The following is a 16349-nucleotide window of genomic DNA, read 5'->3' as shown; positions in this document are numbered from 1 at the left end:
TGTTCAGGTGACGTTCATGTCGTGGGACGGACGCCGCGGCTCACGCCATGGGTCGCGGCCGGTGCGCTGCCGGACTCAGCTCGTCTCCGCCGCGCGGCAGGAGCCGCAGGTGATGTGGCGGGCCGGCTTCTCGTGGGTGGCCCGGCCGGTTCCGGTGATGTCCTGGGTCGGCGGGTGACTTTCGTGCACATGCGTGCGACAGAGCGCCGCGCCGCAGCGGATGCATACGGCGACCGCGGGACCGGGGGTGCCGAGGCAGTCGTAACAGTTCATGTCCTCACCTCGTTCTTTGGTGAGCACGGCCCTGTTGGGGGCTGCGACCTTTCCTCCATCATCCTTCCGAACATCGCACTCTGCCAGAAGGCCCGGCCACGAGCCGTGCACTCGGTCGGGCGGGAAACGGTCACCGTGTCGCATCGGACGAGGGGGCGGAGTAGACATGGGACATGAGTGACAGTGATGCGCCGGCCGGAAGACGCGGCAGGGGCATCGACTACGCGGAGGTCTTCCAGGCCCTGCCCAGTCACGTGTTGCTGCTCACGCCGGACATGGTGCCGGTCGACGCCGATCGGGCCTATGCGAGGGTCTCCGGACGGAGCCTCGCGGAACTGCTCGGCCGGTGCGTCTTCGACGTGTTCCCCGACAACCCCTCCGGCTCCCGGGCCAGTGGTCCCCAGGCGGTGCGCGCCTCGCTGGAGCGGGTGCCGGCCACCGGCGGGCCGGACACCATGACCCTGCAGAAGTACTCCGTGGAGGTGCCCGACCGGCCCGGCGTGTTCGAGGAGCGTTACTGGAGCCCCGTCAACATCCCTCTCCTCGACGCCGAGGGCCGGGTGTCACTCATCGTCCACCGCGTCGAGGAGGTCACCGCGCTGATACGCGCACGGCGGGCGCTCGGCGCCGCACCGGAACTGCCCCTCACCGCCGAGGACGCGATGACCGCCGATCTGCTGAACCGCTCCTCCCCGCTGCGAGGCGACGGTGGGCTACCGTCCCGGCAGCACCCTCGTCCTCTACACCGACGGTCTGATCGAGCGCCGGGGCGAGGACATCTACGCCGGTCTGGACCGCCTCGCCCACAGCGTCGAACACCATCATCTGCTCGGCCCCGAGCCCCTCGCCGACGCCGTGCTCGCCGATCTCGTCCCCGCGCCTCAGCGCGGCCCCGACGACGACACCGCGCTCGTCGTCATCCGGCTGTGAGCCGTCCGGTCCCCGGTGCGCCCGTGCTCAGGTCGTGGGGTCGAACCACGTGGGCGCGTCCGACAGGGCCTGCTTGATCCGGAACATCCCGAACTCGTTCAGCTCGGGCAGGGCGTCGACCGCGAACCAGCCGACGTCCAGCGACTCGTCGTCGTTGACCCTCGCCTCGCCGCCGACGGCCCGGCACCGGAACGTGGTGTCCATGAACTGGCAGGTGTCGCCGTTCTCGTAGGTGACCCGCTCCAGGGCCTGGACCAGCACCACGCGCTCGACGACGCAGTGCACGTTGGTCTCCTCGAAGACCTCCCGCACGGCGCAGGCCGCGGGCTGCTCGCCCGGGTCCGGAATGCCGCCGATGATCGACCACTTCCGGGTGTCGGTGCGCCGGCCCAGGAGCACTCTGCCCTCGTCGTCGAGGACGATGGCGCTGACTCCGGGGAGCCAGAGCAGCTGGTGGCCGGCCGAGGCCCGGATGGTGCGGATGAAGTCAGGGGTAGCCATGGACCGACCCTAACGGCCGGATTCCGGCACCCGGCCGAGGTCAGGCAAGATCGCCCGGAACGGCGCCGTTGCGGCGCCCGCGGACCACCGTCGTACCCGCCCAGCCGAGACCGCCCACCGCGACCGCCACCAGCAGCATCTCCGGCAGGATGCCGAGCCGCGTGGCGGGGGTCTCGGAGGAACGCAGCGGCACCTTCTGGACCAGGGAGTCCGCCACAAACATCCCGGTCCGCTGGGTGATCCTCCCGTCCGGCATGATCACGGCGCTGACGCCGCTGGTCACCGGAACCGTGACGGTCCGGCTGTGCTCGACGGCGCGGACGCGGGACATGGCGAGCTGCTGGTAGGTCATCTCGCTGCGGTCGAAGGTCGCGTTGTTGCTCGGCACCGAGATCAGCTGCGCGCCGTCGGTCACGGTGCTGCGCACTGCCCAGTCGAAGGCGGCCTCGTAGCAGGTGACGAGTCCGACCCTGGAGCCGTCCATGGTGAACACGCCCGGCTTGTGGCCCCGGCTGAAGTCCTGGCGGACCATCGAGGTCCAGTTCTTGTTGATCGCGCCGAGCAGGGAACGCAGCGGAAGGTACTCGCCGAAGGGCTGGACCTGTCGCTTGTCGTACGTGTCGAGGGGGCCCTTGACCGGGTCCCACAGGATCTGCTCGTTGTAGAGCTTGCCGTCGCGCTCGACGACGCCGCCGACCGAGATGGGCGCGCCGATGGCCTTGGCGGCGTTGTCGATCACGAGGCGGGCGTCGGCGCTGGTGAAGGGGTCGACGTCGGAGGAGTTCTCCGGCCACAGCACGAAGTCCGGCCGGGCGACCTTGCCCGCCTTGACCTCGGCGGCCAGCCGCTCGGTCTCCCGTGCGTGGTAGTCGAGCACGGCGCGCCGCTGGGAGTTGAAGTCGAGCCCCGCACGCGGCACATTGCCCTGGATGACGGCGACGGTCGCCGTGCCGTTCTCGGCCTTGTCGCTCACCAGCGACCGCGCGGCGAGCGCCCCGCCCACGGGGACGGCCACGCTGAGCAGCGCCGCCGCGGCGGCCCCTCGGCGTACGGCACCGGTGCGCCGGCCCTCGACGACCTGGCGTACGACCTCGTACAGCCCGAAGCCGCAGAGCACGACCGCGAAGCCGAGCACCGGAGTACCGCCCACCGCGGCCAGCGGAAGGAAGATGCCGTCCGCCTGGCCGAAGGCGATCTTGCCCCAGGGGAAGCCGCCGAACGGCGCACGCGCGCGTGCCGCCTCGCCCGCGATCCAGACCGCCGCCGCCCACAGCGGCCAGCCGGGCAGCCGGGAGACGAGGGTGATGCCCGCGCCGACGAGCGCCACATACACCGCTTCTACGGCCACGAGTGCCAGCCACGGGCCGGGGCCGACCTCGACACCGGTCCACACGAGCAGCGGCAGCAGGAAGCCGAGGCCGAACAGATAGCCGAGCCCGAGGCCCGCCTTCCAGGAGCGACCGCGCAGAAGCCAACCGAGGACCGCGAAGGCCGGCAGGGCCAGCCACGAGACGGTGCGCGGCGGGAAACTGACGTAGAGCAGCACTCCGGAGAGCGCCGCGGCGGCGGCCGGAGCGTATCGCCGAGCCAGTCTGGCCCCGCGCGATGCGGGCGCGGCCTGGGGTTCGAGCTGATCCGGCTCGTCTACGGAAGTTGCGGTGGCGGTCACTCGGGGAGTGTACGGCGCGTGACCTGGGCGCCGACAGCACGGTCCGCACCATGAACCTCCCGACGCCCGGGGGCGGTCCGTCCGCTCCACAGACCGTCGCATGCCCGCCTGATGCACCGTTCCTGCGCAACTCATCCACAAACCGGCGCAACAGCCGTTACGGTGTGCCCGAGCCTCTGACGTGCGGCCGGATGCGGCCGTGTCGGTCGGGGTCCGGCACAGGTCGGGGGGCGACGGGGTGGGGTCCACGGGGATGAGGTCCGCGGCCGGTTCGGCGGCCGAAGGCGAGAGACGAAACGTTTCGGACGCCACGGGAGTGATCGTGCTCGGGGCCTGCGCGGCGTGGGCCCTGCTCACGGCGACCGCGCACGACGGGCGGCCCGAGGGCGTGCTCCTGGCCGTGCTCGCCGTGGCCGCGGGGTACGCGTCGGGCCGGATCCTCGGCGCTCTCCTGCCGGTCGCGGCGCCGGGTGCCGGGGCCCTCGCCGGACTGGGCCTCGCGCTGACCGCCGCGCACACCACCCCGGGCCCACAGCTCACGGCGCCGCTCGGGCACGGCGGCGCCACGGCCGCGCTGCTCGCCCTGTCCACCGGTGCGGCGTGCTGCGCGGCCTGGGCGGCACGCAGGCCGGCCCAGCGGCTCGCGCTGCGTCTGCTCGCCGTCGGGATCGTGGTGAGCGCGGCGGTGCTCGGCTCGACCACGGGATGCGCCGCCGGCGCCGGAGTGCTGCTGTGCTCGCTCGCCGCCGACCGCGTGCGCCGCCGCGCCCTCGGACTCGGGGGTCTCGCTCTCACCGCGGCGCTGGTGGCGGGCACGACCTGGGCGATCGCGGAGAACGTGCTTCCGGACGGTCTGACCGCCTCCCTGGAGGGGCAGCTCACCGAGCACCGGATCCTGCTCTGGCGCGACGCGCTCCACCTGGCCGGACACCATCCCGCCCTGGGCGTGGGGCCGGGGCGGTACGGGGAACTCAGCCCGACGGCCACCCAGTCGCTGCTGCCCGACGGCAAGCCCCACTCGGCACCGTGGCAGCAGGCGGCCGAGCAGGGTCTGGTCGGCGTCGCGCTGCTCGCCGCGGTCTTCTGCTGGGTCCTTTATTCACTGTGGCGTTCGCCGCGGTCCACGACGATCGCGCTGACGGCGGGCGCGGCCCTCACGGCGCTGGCCGTGATCGCCTCGCTGGGCAACGCGCTGAGCTTCACCACGGTGACGGCAGGTGCGGGGCTGCTCGCGGGGATCGCTTCGGCACGGCCCCTGGTCGACGAGGACCTGGAGAGCGTCCTGAACGCGGGAGACCAACCCCTGAGGAACCGGCTGGATCCGTGAACCGCGCGTAGGTCAGATGACCGCGCCGGGCGTGGCCGGCCGCAGCCGGTCCCGGATGATCCGGACCATCGCCTCCGCGTTGTCCACCGTGATGGTGAACGTGTGTCCGTCGCCGAGTCTGAGCACCACGCCCTCGCCGCGCCGGACGATGACCGCGGTGCCCTTGTCGGGACGCCAGCGATAGCCCCAGCCGCCCCACTGCCGCGGGGTGACCCGGGGGGCGAAGTCGGCGCCGACGACACTCGAGAGCGGAATACGTCGGCGGGGCAGACCGATGTGGCCGCAGCGCACCTCGAGGCAGTCCTTGTCGACCTTCACGGCGACGTGCACGAAGGCGAGCGTGCCGAAAATGATGAGCAGTCCCGCCGCGATGCACCCGACAACGGACATGGCGAGCGCCGCGACACCCGACGTCCACGTCGAGTCGACGGCCAGTTCGACGCCCAGCGCGATGCAGGCGGCCCCGCCTATGGCGGGCAGCCACTGGACGCGATTGGTCGCACGCCCGGTCCAGACATCAGGGTGCGAGAAGTTTTCGCCGCGGGAATGGTCCCTCATGTTTACGAGACTACTCAGGTTCCGCACCGCGGGCACCGGGTCGCGGAGGGGCACTGCTCCGGGTGGGCGCGCGGCGCACGCAGGGCGCTCGGGCGGTGACGGGCGGTCGCCGTTCGGAGGCCTCCGCCCGGCGACAGGCTCAGCGGACGGTGCTGACCGCCTGAAGAAGGCGGCCTTCCTCGTACGCCAGCGCGGTCGTCGACAGACCGCCCTCGCTGCCGGTGAGGAGCACGGTGAGGGAGCCCTCGGCGGGGGCCGACGGGTCCGGGAGCTCGCCGATCCTGCGCAGTGCCTGCGCGGCGACCGCCCCGGCGGAGCCATGCAGCGCGAGCGGCGGGAGGCCGGGCTGCTGCACGGCCGTACGGATGCGTTCGGCGACCAGCTCGTAATGGGTGCAGCCGAGGACGACGGCCCTTACATTGCCGGGGGTGCGCCCGGCCGCCGCGGCGATCGCGGCGTCGATGCCCTCCTGGTCACCGTGCTCCACGGCGTCGGCGAGCCCGGGGCAGGCCACTTCGGTCACGGACACCCCGTCCGCGAACTCGCCGATGAGCCCGCGCTGATAGGGGCTGCCGGTGGTGGCGGGCGTGGCCCAGATCGCTACGGGTCCCCCACCGGCCGCGGCCGGCTTGATCGCCGGGACCGTGCCGATGACGGGCACCTCCGGCTCCAGCCGGGCCCGCAGCGCCGGCAGGGCTCGTACGGAGGCGGTGTTGCAGGCGACGATCAGGGCGTCGGGACGGTGCTGCGCGGCGGCCTCGGCGACGGCGAGGGCGCGGGCGGTCACGTCCTCGGGCGTACGCGGTCCCCAGGGCATGCTGCCGGGGTCCGAGGAGAGTACGAGATCGGCGTCGGGCCGCAGTCGACGTACCGCGGCGGCAGCAGCGAGCAGTCCGATTCCGGAGTCCATGAGCGCGATCTTCACCCGGTCACCATAGACGATCCGCCTCGGCGGACCCCCGGGGTGGGGCAGACTGCGGCGGGTGAGTGCCGTCGCGTGGATCACCGTGGGATCACTGGCCGCCTGGCTGTGGCTGCTGCTCGGCCAGGGCTTCTTCTGGCGTACGGATCTGCGGCTGCCCCCGCGTCGGGAACCGGACGACTGGCCGTCCGTCTGCATCGTCGTACCGGCACGCGACGAGGCCGCCGTGCTGCCCGAGAGCCTGCCCTCGCTGCTCGCCCAGGACTATCCGGGGCGGGCCGAGGTCTTCCTCGTCGACGACGGCAGCGCGGACGGCACCGGGGAGCTGGCCCGCGAGCTGGCCCGTACGCACGGCGGGCTGCCGCTCACCGTCGGCTCGCCCGGGGAACCGCCCGCGGGCTGGACCGGCAAGCTCTGGGCCGTGCGTCACGGCATCGGACTGGCACAGGCGCGTGGCCCCGAATACCTGCTGCTGACGGACGCGGACATCGCGCACGCGCCGGACAGCCTGCGGACGCTGGTCGCCGCGGCGCGCACCGGCGGCTTCGACCTGGTCTCGCAGATGGCCCGGCTGCGGGTGGAGAGCGTGTGGGAGCGGCTCGTCGTCCCCGCCTTCGTCTACTTCTTCGCACAGCTCTATCCCTTCCGGTGGATCGCGGTGAAGGGCTCGCGGACGGCGGCCGCGGCGGGCGGCTGCGTACTGCTGCGCGCGGACGCCGCGGAGCGGGCGCGGATTCCGGACGCCATCCGCCACGCCGTCATCGACGACGTGGCGCTCGCGAGGGCGGTCAAGGGGAGCGGGGGGCACATCTGGCTGGGGCTGGCCGAGCGGGTCGACAGCGTGCGTCCCTATCCCCGGCTGCACGACCTGTGGCGCATGGTCTCGCGCAGCGCGTACGCCCAGCTGCGGCACCACCCGCTGCTGCTCCTCGGTACGGTCTTCGGCCTCGCCGTGGTGTACCTGGTACCGCCGGTCGCCCTCTTCACAGGTCTCTTCTCCGGGCATACGCGGATCGCGGCGGCCGGAGGACTCGCGTGGCTGCTGATGACGGCGACGTATCTGCCGATGCTGCGCTACTACCGGCAGCCCCTGTGGCTCGCCGCGTCCCTGCCCCTGACCGCGTTCCTGTACCTCCTCATGACGGTCGATTCCGCGGTGCAGCACTACCGGGGGCGGGGCGCGGCCTGGAAGGGCCGCACCTACGCGCGCCCGGACACCGCGCTCGACGAGCGCTGACCGGTCACTTCCTGCCGGGGGTCCAGTTCATGCCCCACCCGTAGACGCGGTCCACCGTGCGCTGCGGGCTCACGCCGCGCTCGGGGACGAGGTAGCGGGCTTCACGCTGGACGATCAGGTCGCCGCCGTTGTTGGTGATGAGGGCCAGGGCGCAGACCGTCGAGGGCACTGTGCACTCGTCGAGCGAGAAGTCGACGGGGGCACCGTTCAGCGGTTGCAGGGTGACCGTGGCGTGCAGGTCGGCGAACGAACGTGCCCCTTCGTAGATGGTGACGAAGATGAGGATGCGCCGGAAACTCTGCTTGTGGTCGAGGTTGACGGTGAGGTTCTCGCCGCTCGCCACGGCACCGGTGCGATCGTCGCCGTCGAGGTGGATGTACGGCGGCTGGTGCAGCGCCCCGAAGGCGTTGCCGAGCGCCTGGACGACTCCCTTACGGCCGTCGGACAGCTCGTACAGGGCGCAGAGGTCGAGATCGAGGTCCCTGTGCGCCGCGACGGCCCGGCCCCGTTTGCTGCCCCACCCCGAGAACTGCTTGCGGACCTGCCAGTTGAGGTTGACGCGCATGGCGCCGGACGTGCCGCCCTGCTTGGTCAGCGAGACCGAGGGCGCCTCCTTGGTGAGCGTGACCTTGGAGAGGCGGACCGGGGCCCCGGGCCGGGCGGGCGGCGGAGCGATGGTGGGGGGCGACACGGTGACGGGCGGGGCGACCGGCGGGGGCATGTTCACCGGCGGCCCGACCGGTGGCGGACCGGCCACACGTGTACCGGGCGCGGGCGGCATGGCGGCGGGGGGTGTGGGGCCAGGCGATGCGGGGGCATGGGGTACGGGGGCGATCCGCGCGGTGGCGGGCGGCGCGGGCGGGGGTGGCGGCGCGTGCTGCGGCTCGTCCACCGTGATTCCGTAGTCCTTCGCCAGCCCTTCCAGTCCGCTGCTGTAACCCTGTCCGACCGCGCGGAACTTCCAGGCACCCTGGCGCCGGTAGAACTCGCCGAGCACGAAGGCGGTCTCGACGGTCGCGTCCTTGCTGTCGAAGCGCGCGATCTCCGTGCCCTGCCCCGCGTCGAGCACGCGGATGTACAGACCGGGCACCTGCCCGAAGGTGCCGCCGTCCGCGGAGGCGGCCAGCACCACGGTCTCGATCGCGCCCTCCACGCGCGCGAGGTCGACGAACAGTGTGTCGGTCACCTGACCGCCGTCGCCCCGCTTGCCCTCGTGCCGCACGGCGCCGGAGGGGTGTGCCGGCTGGTTGTAGAACACGAAGTCGCCGTCGGAGCGGACTTTTCCGGAGACCAGCAACAGTGCGGAGGCATCCGCGTCGGGCACTCCGGGCCCCGAACGCCACCCCATTTCGACGCGCAACGCACGCGTCGGCACAGGAACATTCGAACCTTTAGGCATTGTCATGTCCGCCCCCATCACGTGTCACCGCGCCAGGCCGCGCCTCCGGCCGTCCCTCGGGCCCTTTCCCGACCAACCTATTCCCCCAAAGCGGCGAACTCCTGTGAGGTACTCCGGAAGATCGCACGAGGGACCTCGAAGACTGCTGGCCAACCACCGGTAACCCCCTCGGAACTCGGCCTTTACACGATCTGAACCCTGCTTGACGCCCTTTTTTGCCGAGTTCGCTCGCATTGGGGATCCCGCGTCACTGCCGACACGGAAAACAACCCTCTTATCGGTCTCCCCAACCAGCACATCGTGGGCTTAACTTATGTGCCATGACCTCCCCCCGCTCCACCTATGGCGGCGGTTACTACTCCGCGCCGTCCTTCCCGGACACCCCGATCTACGACTCCCTGGTCGCCGAGCGGGGCACTCCCCAGATCGCCCCGATCAGGGTTCCCGCCGCCTACGACACGGGCAGCAGCTACCTTCCCGCGCTCCCCTCGGCACTTCCCGCCCTGCCCGCCGGGCCCTCGCAGCAGGCCCCCATGTACGGCGGCTACCCGCAGGCCCAGCAGCCCGCACCGCTGCAGCAGGCCCCGGCGCCGTACATCCCGCAGCAGGCCGGCGCCCCGCGCGGCTATCCGGGACCCCAGCAGCAGCCGCAGCGCCCGATGGCGGCCGGCACCGGCTACGAGGCGATGCGCCCGGCGGCCCCCCGCCCCGCCCCGGCTCCCTACCAGGACCCGTACAACAACCAGCAGTACCGCGGGTACTGAGGGGCTGAGGTACGCGGGCACCACGGCATTCGGACCGGAATGTCGGTGCCCGATGGCACGATGGAGTCATGGGGAATGCGGAGCTGCACTCGATCCATGTCCATCCGGTCAAGGCATTCCGGGCTCTCTCGCTCCGGGAGGCCGTCGTGGAGCCCTGGGGGCTGGCCGGAGACCGACGCTGGGTACTGATCGACGACGGGGGAAAGGTCGTCACCCAGCGTCAGCAACCACGGCTGGCACTGGCCGCCGCCGAGCTGCTGCCCGGCGGCGGCATACGTCTGTCCGCACCCGGCCGTGAGCCACTGACCGTCCTCGTGCCCCAGCCGGCCGGCACGACGCCGCTGGATCTCTTCGGCGACAAGGTGGAGGCGGTCCTCGCCGACGCGGGCGCGCACGCTTGGTGCAGTGACTATCTGGGGACCGAGGTGCGTCTCCTCCACATGGACGATCCCGCCACACGCAGGCCGGTGGACCCGGACTACGCACGTCCGGGCGAGACCGTCAGCTTCGCCGACGGCTACCCCCTGCTGGTCACCACCCTCGCCTCGCTGGACGCGCTCAACTCCTTGATCGCGCGGGGCGACCGCGCCGACGAGGGCCCCCTCCCGATGAACCGTTTCCGGCCGAACGTGGTGGTGGCGGGCACGACGGCATGGGCCGAGGACGGCTGGCGGCGGATCGCCATCGGCGAGGTCGGCTTCCGGGTGCCCAAGATGTGCGGCCGCTGCGTCGTGACCACCACCGACCAGGACACCGCCCGGCGCGGCAAGGAGCCGCTGCGCACGCTCGGACGCCACCGTCGTTTCGGCTCCCAGCTCGTCTTCGGACAGAACCTGGTGCCGGAGTCCCGCGGCACGGTGCGGATCGGCGATCCGGTCACGGTCCTCGAATGACCCGCCCGCAGGGAACCCGGGCCCCGGGCACGGTCGTTGAGACTGCGTGAGAAGTTCATGAAAGACCCGTGGGAAGGGTGATTTCGCTCTCTCTTTCCCGGGGCTCGCATATGAACGGCTCCGCCGGGGGTTATCACGGAGGCGAATGGGGGTGCGGGACGGTGCGAGCTATCGGCGGACTCTGGCGTTGGCGGCACAATCCGCTGCGCCGCACGACCGATCTGATCGAGGCGTGGCTGGCCCTGCTGACCGTCCTGCTGATCCTCACCCTCGCACCCCTGCTCGGCGCCCTCACCGGAGCGACGGCGCAGGACGCCCTCCAACAGGCCGTTCGGGACCAGCACCTGGCCCGCCACGAAGTGACGGCCACCGTGGTCGGCAAGGCGGACCGGGCCCCGCTGGACCCCGATCCCGAGGCCTCGTCGGCGCAGGATCCGCACAGCCGTGTGCTCGCCGACTGGACCGCTCCGGACGGCACGGCGCATCACGGCAAGGTGATAGCCGCCCTCAAATCACCGCACAAGGGCGACCACTTCACCCTCTGGACCGACGAGCACGGTGACATGGTCGCCCGCCCGCTGGATTCGGCCACCGCGACGACGCACGCCGTGCTGGCGGGCATCGGCGCGGCCCTGCTCACCGCCGGGCTCCTCGACAGCGGCAGACGTCTGATCGTGTGGCGCATGACCCTTCGCCGGTACGCCCGTTGGGATCAGGCATGGGACAGGGCGGGTCCGGACTGGGGCAGGACGGGCACCGGCAGCTGACCGCCTTCCGGCTCCGGTCAACCCACCGTGCCCGCGCACGCTACGGTGGACCGACCGAATCGTTCGGCGCCGTCGTGAGAAGCTGTTCTTGATCGCGACGGGGTTTCAGCACGGCCTCGCAGGACCCGCGTACGACGAGGTGGGGGCACAACAGCGCCATGGCACAGGGCACGGTCCAGGTGACGCACACCGGCACCTCGCGGTGGCGGCGCCGCACAGGAGAGTACGCATCGCTGGCCGCCGCCCTGGAGGCCGCGGCCGACGGGGACGTGCTCACCGTCGCACCCGGCACCTACCGGGAGAATCTCGTGGTCCAGCGCGCGGTGACGCTGCGCGGCCCGGAGGGCTCCCCTGGCTCCGTGCGCATCGCGCCGGTGGACGGTGTGCCGCTGACCGTGCGCGCCTCAGCCGTGGTCCAGGACCTGCACGTGGAGGGCCAGGACTCGGCGGCGCCCGCGCTGCTCGTCGAGGAGGGCACCCCGGAGCTCCTCGACGTGCGGATCGTCACGCGCTCCGCAGCCGGCATCGAGGTGCGAGGCGGCGCCCGTCCGACCGTGCGGCGCTGCACGGTCGACAATCCGGCCGGCATCGGCATCGCCGTACTCGACGGCGGCGGTGGCGTGTTCGAGGAGTGCGAGGTCGTCGCGGCCGGACAGTCCGGCATCACGGTCCGCGGTGGCGCGCATCCCCGTCTGGAGCGCTGCCGGGTGCACCACGCCTCCGGCGCGGGCCTGTCGGTGACCGGCGAGAACTCCTCGCTGGAGGCGGTCGGCTGCGAGGTGTACGAGGTCAAGGGCTCCGGTGTGCAGATCACCGCGCGCGCCGCGGCCCATCTCACCGACTGCGATGTGCACCGCACGACGTCGGACGGCGTCACCCTGGACACGGACGCCGTACTCACGCTCGCCGACTGCCGCATCCACGACATCCCGGAGAACGCGGTGGACCTGCGTTCCCGCTCGGTCCTCACCCTGACCCGCACCACCGTCCGGCAGTTCGGGCGCAACGGCCTGTCGGTCTGGGACCCGGGCACACGCGTGGACGCCAACCAGTGCGAGATCTTCGACAGCACGGGCGACTACCCCGCGGTGTGGGTCAGCGACGGCGCGACCGCGGTGCTCGAGTCCTGCCGGGTGCACGACGTGCCCGACGCCCTGTTCGTCCTCGACCGCGGTTCACGCGTGGACGTCGTCGACAGCGACCTCTCCCAAGTGCGCAACACCGCCGTCTCGGTGAGCGACGGCGCGACCGCGCAGCTCGACGACTGCCGCATCCGCGACGCCGCGACGGGCGCCTGGTTCCGTGACCACGGAAGCGGCGGCACCCTGTCCGGCTGCACCGTGGACGGCACCCAGACCGGCGTGATCGTCACCAAGGGCGCCGACCCCACCATCGAGCGCTGCACGGTCGACTCCCCCGCGGAGGCCGGTTTCTACGTGTCGGCGGGTGGCCGCGGCAGCTTCCACAACTGCCGGGTGACGGGCAGCGGGGGCTACGGCTTCCATGTCATCGACGGCTGTCGGGCGACGCTGAAGAAGTGCCGTACGGAGCGCTGCGCACGCGGGGGTTACGAGTTCGCCGACGGCGGCAACACCCCGGGCGGCGGCCCGGTCGTCGAGGACTGCACGAGCGACGAGAGCGCCGGAGTGCGCCCCCTGGCGCACGAGACGGCCGTGCAGACGTCCAACCCGTCCACGAGCCTGCTCGGCGCGATCCCGGGCCAGCGCACCACCGAGCAGGAACCGCTCGTCACCGCCTCGGAGTCCGAGCCCGCGCAGCCGGCCCGTACATCGAAGGTCGTCCTCGGTGAACTCGACGGGCTGGTGGGCCTGGAGAGCGTCAAGCGCGAGGTGCGCGCCCTCACCGACATGATCGAGGTGGGCCGCCGCAGACAGCAGGCGGGCCTCAAGGCGGCCTCCGCCCGCCGCCACCTGGTCTTCACCGGCTCCCCCGGCACCGGCAAGACGACGGTCGCCCGGCTGTACGGGGAGATCCTGGCCTCGCTCGGTGTCCTGGAGCAGGGGCACCTGATCGAGGTGTCCCGCGTCGACCTGGTGGGCGAGCACATCGGCTCCACGGCGATCCGCACCCAGGAGGCGTTCGACCGGGCGCGCGGCGGTGTCCTGTTCATCGACGAGGCGTACGCGCTGTCGCCGGAGGACTCTGGCCGCGACTTCGGCCGTGAGGCCATCGACACGCTCGTGAAGCTGATGGAGGATCACCGGGACGCCGTCGTCGTGATCGTCGCGGGCTACACGGCCGAGATGGAGCGCTTCCTCACCGTCAACCCCGGTGTGGCGTCCCGCTTCTCACGGACCATCACCTTCAGCGACTACCTCCCCGAGGAACTGCTGCGGATCGTGGAGCAGCAGGCCGAGGAGCACGAGTACAGCCTGGCGCCCGGCGCGCCCGAGGCGCTGTTGAAGTACTTCACGGCCATCCCCAAGGGCCCGGCGTTCGGCAACGGCCGCACCGCGCGGCAGACCTTCGAGGCGATGGTCGAGCGGCACGCGGGGCGGGTCGCCCAGCTCGAGGAGCCGAGCACGGACGACCTCACCCTGCTCTATCCGGAGGACCTGCCGGAGCTGCCCTGAGTCTCGCCCGTGGACGGGTGGTCGCCCTCAGGTCGTGGCGTCGCCGTCGGGGCGGGGGCCCGGTACCGCCTCCGGCCGCAGCCGCGCCAGCAGCCGTTCGCGTTCCTCGGCGAAAGCCGGGTCCGCCTGGTAGTCCCCGTGTCCGAGGATCGGCGCGGGCAGCGGATGCTCCTGGGTGCGTCCGTAGGCGAGCGGGTCCTTCAGTGGCGCGCGGTCGACCTGGGGGCCGCAGTCGCCGGGCAGCCGAACGGGGCCGCCGATGGGGTCGGTGAGGCGGTACAGGTTGCGCCAGCAGTCGACCTCCCGGTGCAGGGAGGTGAGGGCGGCCGGGCCGAAGTGCGCGGGGAACCAGCGCCCGTAGAGCCGTTCCAGGGGTGAGCCGTAGGTGAGCAGCGCGACCCGCCTGCGTACAGAGGGTTTCAGCTGCCAGGCCGCGGCGGCGGCCAGCACACTGCCCTGGGAGTGCCCGGAGAGCACCAGGCGCCCGCCGGTGGCGCGGGTCCAGGTGACCATGCGCCACGTCAGGTCGGGCACGGCACGCTCGGCGTAGCAGGGCGGCGCGAAGGGGTGGGCGGCGCGCGGCCAGAAGGTGCCGACGTCCCAGAGGATGCCGATGGTGCGGCGGGCCGCCGGGTCCTTGTAGGCGCGCCGCCCCGAGGTGACGAGAAGTATGAAGCCGAGGCCGATCAGCCAGGACCCGAGCGCCTGCGCGGTTTCGGCGGCGCCTCGGACGAAGGCGTACGACCCTCGCGCGGCCTCCGCCGGGGCGTGACCGGTGGCCAGGACGCCCACCAGGGCTCCGGCACCGAGGAGCAGGGTCACGAACGAGATCACGCCGACCATGAGGGGCGCCCGGTCGGTGAGGGTGGCCATCGCGCGTGTGCTCGCGATACGGCCGGTGCGGGTGGTGTCCTTGGCCTCGCCCCGGTAGTCGAGTTCCACCTCGCGCGCCTCGAGGCCGCGCAACCGCCAGGTGCGCAGGGCCAGTCGGCCGCACAGGCCGAGGAGCACGAGGAGCGTCGGCGGGATCACGGACGCCTGCCAGGTCAGCAGGACGGGCGGGCCGGGCAGCGAGCCGTGCGTGCCGTCCAGCCAGTCGGCGACGCGCTGGGCGACTCCGCCGGACATCACCCCGCCCAGGGCGCAGGCAAGCATCGCGACGGCGGGTCCGGCCAGACCACGCAGGGCGGTGCGCGGGTCGGGCCGGGTGCGGTACAGAACGCGGGCCACCACGCCGAGCGCGATGACGAGCACTCCCTGGGCGAGGGCGATGCCTCCGAAGGTCGCGTCGCCCGGCAGCCGCCCCGTCGAGTGCCAGCCGGGCCGTGACCATCCGGCGTACGGCAGGGTCAGGGCGAACAGGACGATCGAGCCCAGCGGCAGCAGACGCACCAGGGTGGCGTCCAGTTCCTGGTCCAGCCGGTGTTCGCTGCGCCCGCGCCGGCAGACCACCCACAGCACCACGACGGCGCCCACGACGAGCGATGCGTACAGCAGCAGGCCGAGGATCCCGAGCACGGCGGGTCCCCCGGTCTCCTGGTCGAAGCGGGCCGCGGGGCCGCCGACGGCGGCGGTGACGGTGAGGAGTCCCGCCGCGGTGTGCGCGGCGCGCAGCCGGGCCACCAGACGGCGCCCGTACCAGAAGCCGGGCCTGCCGAGCCCGGTGCGACCGGTCTCCTCGGCGGGCTCGGGCCTGCGGGACACGGGCTGCTGGGACTCGTACGCGCTCCAGGTGCGGTGCGAGAGGTACCAGAGCAGGCAGGTGAGACCCGCGGGCACCAGTCCCGCCAGGGCGAGGCGGCGACCGGGCCGGCTCCACCAGCCGTTGTCGGACAGGTCCGGGGAGAGGAAGCCCAGCCAGGAGTGCGCCTCGGCACACGCGCGGGTGCCCGCGCACTGCCAGGCGGTCAGGTCGAGGGCGACCTCGCAGGCCGCGGCGACCAGCAACACGGTGAGGGTGAGCCCGGCGAGCCGGACGAGCAGGCCGTACAGGCGGACCGTCCGGGTGCGGCCGCGGGTGGCGGGACGCATCCAGTGCGCGAGGTTGACGACCATGAAGGGCAGCAGCAACAGCCACAGGGCCCGGGTGCCGTTGCCTGAGGTGAGGTTGCACCACACATAGGCCTCGGGGACCGGTTTGCCCCGGTAGTCCTCGGGGCGCCGCTCCGCGTCGGCGTCGTCGACGCGCCGGTACACGGCCGCGGTGTCGTCGCCGCTGATCCGGACCGTCCGCGGATCGTCGAGCATCTCCTCGGGCGTGGTGCCGCCGACTCCGTGAACCAGGAGTTCGAGGGCGGTATCGGCCGCTTCGAGCCGCTGTGCGGGGCCGCTGATCTCTCCCGCCGAGGCGTGTTCCCGTGCACGTTCCACTTTTCTGCACTTCCCCCGTGCGCGCGTCTGGCATGTGTCATGTGCAGGCACAAGGATCTCCGCTCAGGGGTGCGCGCGCACCTGTGGTCACGGAATCTCCCCGATACGTGTGACAGTGACGCGACGGGCGGGACACGGTGTCCTT

At 72.2% G+C, this 16349-nt stretch carries 14 protein-coding genes and 1 pseudogene; 8 read left to right on the top strand and 7 right to left on the bottom strand.

What is annotated here, in order from left to right; translation table 11 throughout:
* Positions 1 to 75 precede the first annotated feature (75 nt).
* The gene (locus SMIR_RS35790; RefSeq protein ID WP_054228718.1) at positions 76 to 273 is read right to left on the bottom strand and encodes a DUF2180 family protein; all 198 of its coding nucleotides are present in this window, start codon (positions 271 to 273) and stop codon (positions 76 to 78) included.
* 173 nt (positions 274 to 446) lie between these two features.
* Here SMIR_RS35790 and SMIR_RS45015 point away from each other — a divergent pair.
* Positions 447 to 815: pseudogene (locus SMIR_RS45015) on the top strand (PAS domain-containing protein); the annotation flags it as partial.
* A gap of 166 nt (positions 816 to 981) precedes the next feature.
* On the top strand, positions 982 to 1203 hold the full coding sequence (locus SMIR_RS45010) for a SpoIIE family protein phosphatase (protein WP_422664486.1): 222 nt from the start codon (positions 982 to 984) through the stop codon (positions 1201 to 1203).
* Positions 1204 to 1230: 27 nt separating this feature from the next.
* On the opposite strand, the gene SMIR_RS35780 is transcribed toward SMIR_RS45010, so the two are convergent.
* Both SMIR_RS35780 and lnt read right to left on the bottom strand, forming a co-directional pair.
* Entirely contained in the window at positions 1231 to 1704 is a 474-nt protein-coding gene (locus SMIR_RS35780; protein ID WP_168489568.1) for an NUDIX hydrolase, read from the bottom strand.
* A gap of 40 nt (positions 1705 to 1744) precedes the next feature.
* Positions 1745 to 3373, bottom strand: a complete 1629-nt coding sequence (lnt, locus tag SMIR_RS35775) for an apolipoprotein N-acyltransferase (protein ID WP_212727878.1) — start codon at positions 3371 to 3373, stop codon at positions 1745 to 1747.
* Positions 3374 to 3626: 253 nt separating this feature from the next.
* Between lnt and SMIR_RS35770 the strand changes: the two genes are divergently transcribed.
* Complete coding sequence (locus SMIR_RS35770) at positions 3627 to 4700, top strand: O-antigen ligase family protein (protein WP_212727877.1); 1074 nt, start codon at positions 3627 to 3629, stop codon at positions 4698 to 4700.
* Positions 4701 to 4712: 12 nt separating this feature from the next.
* Here the strand turns inward: SMIR_RS35770 and SMIR_RS35765 are convergent, their stop codons facing one another.
* Together SMIR_RS35765 and SMIR_RS35760 are read right to left on the bottom strand one after the other, a co-directional pair.
* Positions 4713 to 5258, bottom strand: coding sequence for a hypothetical protein (locus SMIR_RS35765; RefSeq protein WP_168489570.1), 546 nt, complete (start codon positions 5256 to 5258; stop codon positions 4713 to 4715).
* A gap of 139 nt (positions 5259 to 5397) precedes the next feature.
* Entirely contained in the window at positions 5398 to 6183 is a 786-nt protein-coding gene (locus tag SMIR_RS35760) for a glutamate racemase (protein WP_168489571.1), read from the bottom strand.
* A 58-nt stretch (positions 6184 to 6241) separates the two neighbouring features.
* Here SMIR_RS35760 and SMIR_RS35755 point away from each other — a divergent pair, with 58 nt between their 5' ends.
* On the top strand, positions 6242 to 7417 hold the full coding sequence (locus SMIR_RS35755) for a glycosyltransferase (protein ID WP_212727876.1): 1176 nt from the start codon (positions 6242 to 6244) through the stop codon (positions 7415 to 7417).
* Between the two features lie 4 nt (positions 7418 to 7421).
* Here the strand turns inward: SMIR_RS35755 and SMIR_RS35750 are convergent, their stop codons facing one another.
* Positions 7422 to 8834: a TerD family protein gene (locus SMIR_RS35750; RefSeq protein ID WP_212727875.1), complete on the bottom strand. Its 1413-nt coding sequence runs from the start codon at positions 8832 to 8834 to the stop codon at positions 7422 to 7424.
* 302 nt (positions 8835 to 9136) lie between these two features.
* Here SMIR_RS35750 and SMIR_RS35745 point away from each other — a divergent pair, with 302 nt between their 5' ends.
* The 4 genes from SMIR_RS35745 to SMIR_RS35730 all read left to right on the top strand — a co-directional run bounded on the left by SMIR_RS35745 (position 9137) and on the right by SMIR_RS35730 (position 13834).
* Positions 9137 to 9580, top strand: a complete 444-nt coding sequence (locus SMIR_RS35745) for a DUF6643 family protein (RefSeq protein ID WP_075025618.1) — start codon at positions 9137 to 9139, stop codon at positions 9578 to 9580.
* Between the two features lie 68 nt (positions 9581 to 9648).
* Complete coding sequence (locus SMIR_RS35740) at positions 9649 to 10473, top strand: MOSC domain-containing protein (protein ID WP_212727874.1); 825 nt, start codon at positions 9649 to 9651, stop codon at positions 10471 to 10473.
* A 161-nt stretch (positions 10474 to 10634) separates the two neighbouring features.
* Positions 10635 to 11240, top strand: coding sequence for an Rv1733c family protein (locus SMIR_RS35735; protein ID WP_212727873.1), 606 nt, complete (start codon positions 10635 to 10637; stop codon positions 11238 to 11240).
* 158 nt (positions 11241 to 11398) lie between these two features.
* Complete coding sequence (locus tag SMIR_RS35730; RefSeq protein WP_212727872.1) at positions 11399 to 13834, top strand: right-handed parallel beta-helix repeat-containing protein; 2436 nt, start codon at positions 11399 to 11401, stop codon at positions 13832 to 13834.
* A 27-nt stretch (positions 13835 to 13861) separates the two neighbouring features.
* Here SMIR_RS35730 and SMIR_RS35725 read toward each other — a convergent pair whose 3' ends face one another.
* Positions 13862 to 16204 (bottom strand): hypothetical protein, encoded by a 2343-nt coding sequence (locus tag SMIR_RS35725; RefSeq protein ID WP_422664485.1) that lies wholly within the window; start codon positions 16202 to 16204, stop codon positions 13862 to 13864.
* Between the last annotated feature and the right edge of the window lie 145 nt (positions 16205 to 16349).

It is taken from the genome of Streptomyces mirabilis, from assembly GCF_018310535.1.
Lineage (GTDB): Bacteria > Actinomycetota > Actinomycetes > Streptomycetales > Streptomycetaceae > Streptomyces.
This window is presented reverse-complemented; position numbering and strand designations above follow the sequence as displayed.

Coding starts and splice junctions, on each gene's coding strand:
- SMIR_RS35790 (WP_054228718.1), bottom strand. CDS start 273: ATGAACTGTTACGACTGCCTCGGCACCCCCGGTCCCGCGGTCGCCGTA.
- SMIR_RS35730 (WP_212727872.1), top strand. CDS start 11,399: ATGGCACAGGGCACGGTCCAGGTGACGCACACCGGCACCTCGCGGTGG.
- SMIR_RS35765 (WP_168489570.1), bottom strand. CDS start 5,258: ATGAGGGACCATTCCCGCGGCGAAAACTTCTCGCACCCTGATGTCTGG.
- SMIR_RS35780 (WP_168489568.1), bottom strand. CDS start 1,704: ATGGCTACCCCTGACTTCATCCGCACCATCCGGGCCTCGGCCGGCCAC.
- SMIR_RS35740 (WP_212727874.1), top strand. CDS start 9,649: ATGGGGAATGCGGAGCTGCACTCGATCCATGTCCATCCGGTCAAGGCA.
- SMIR_RS35750 (WP_212727875.1), bottom strand. CDS start 8,834: ATGGGGGCGGACATGACAATGCCTAAAGGTTCGAATGTTCCTGTGCCG.
- SMIR_RS35770 (WP_212727877.1), top strand. CDS start 3,627: ATGAGGTCCGCGGCCGGTTCGGCGGCCGAAGGCGAGAGACGAAACGTT.
- SMIR_RS35745 (WP_075025618.1), top strand. CDS start 9,137: ATGACCTCCCCCCGCTCCACCTATGGCGGCGGTTACTACTCCGCGCCG.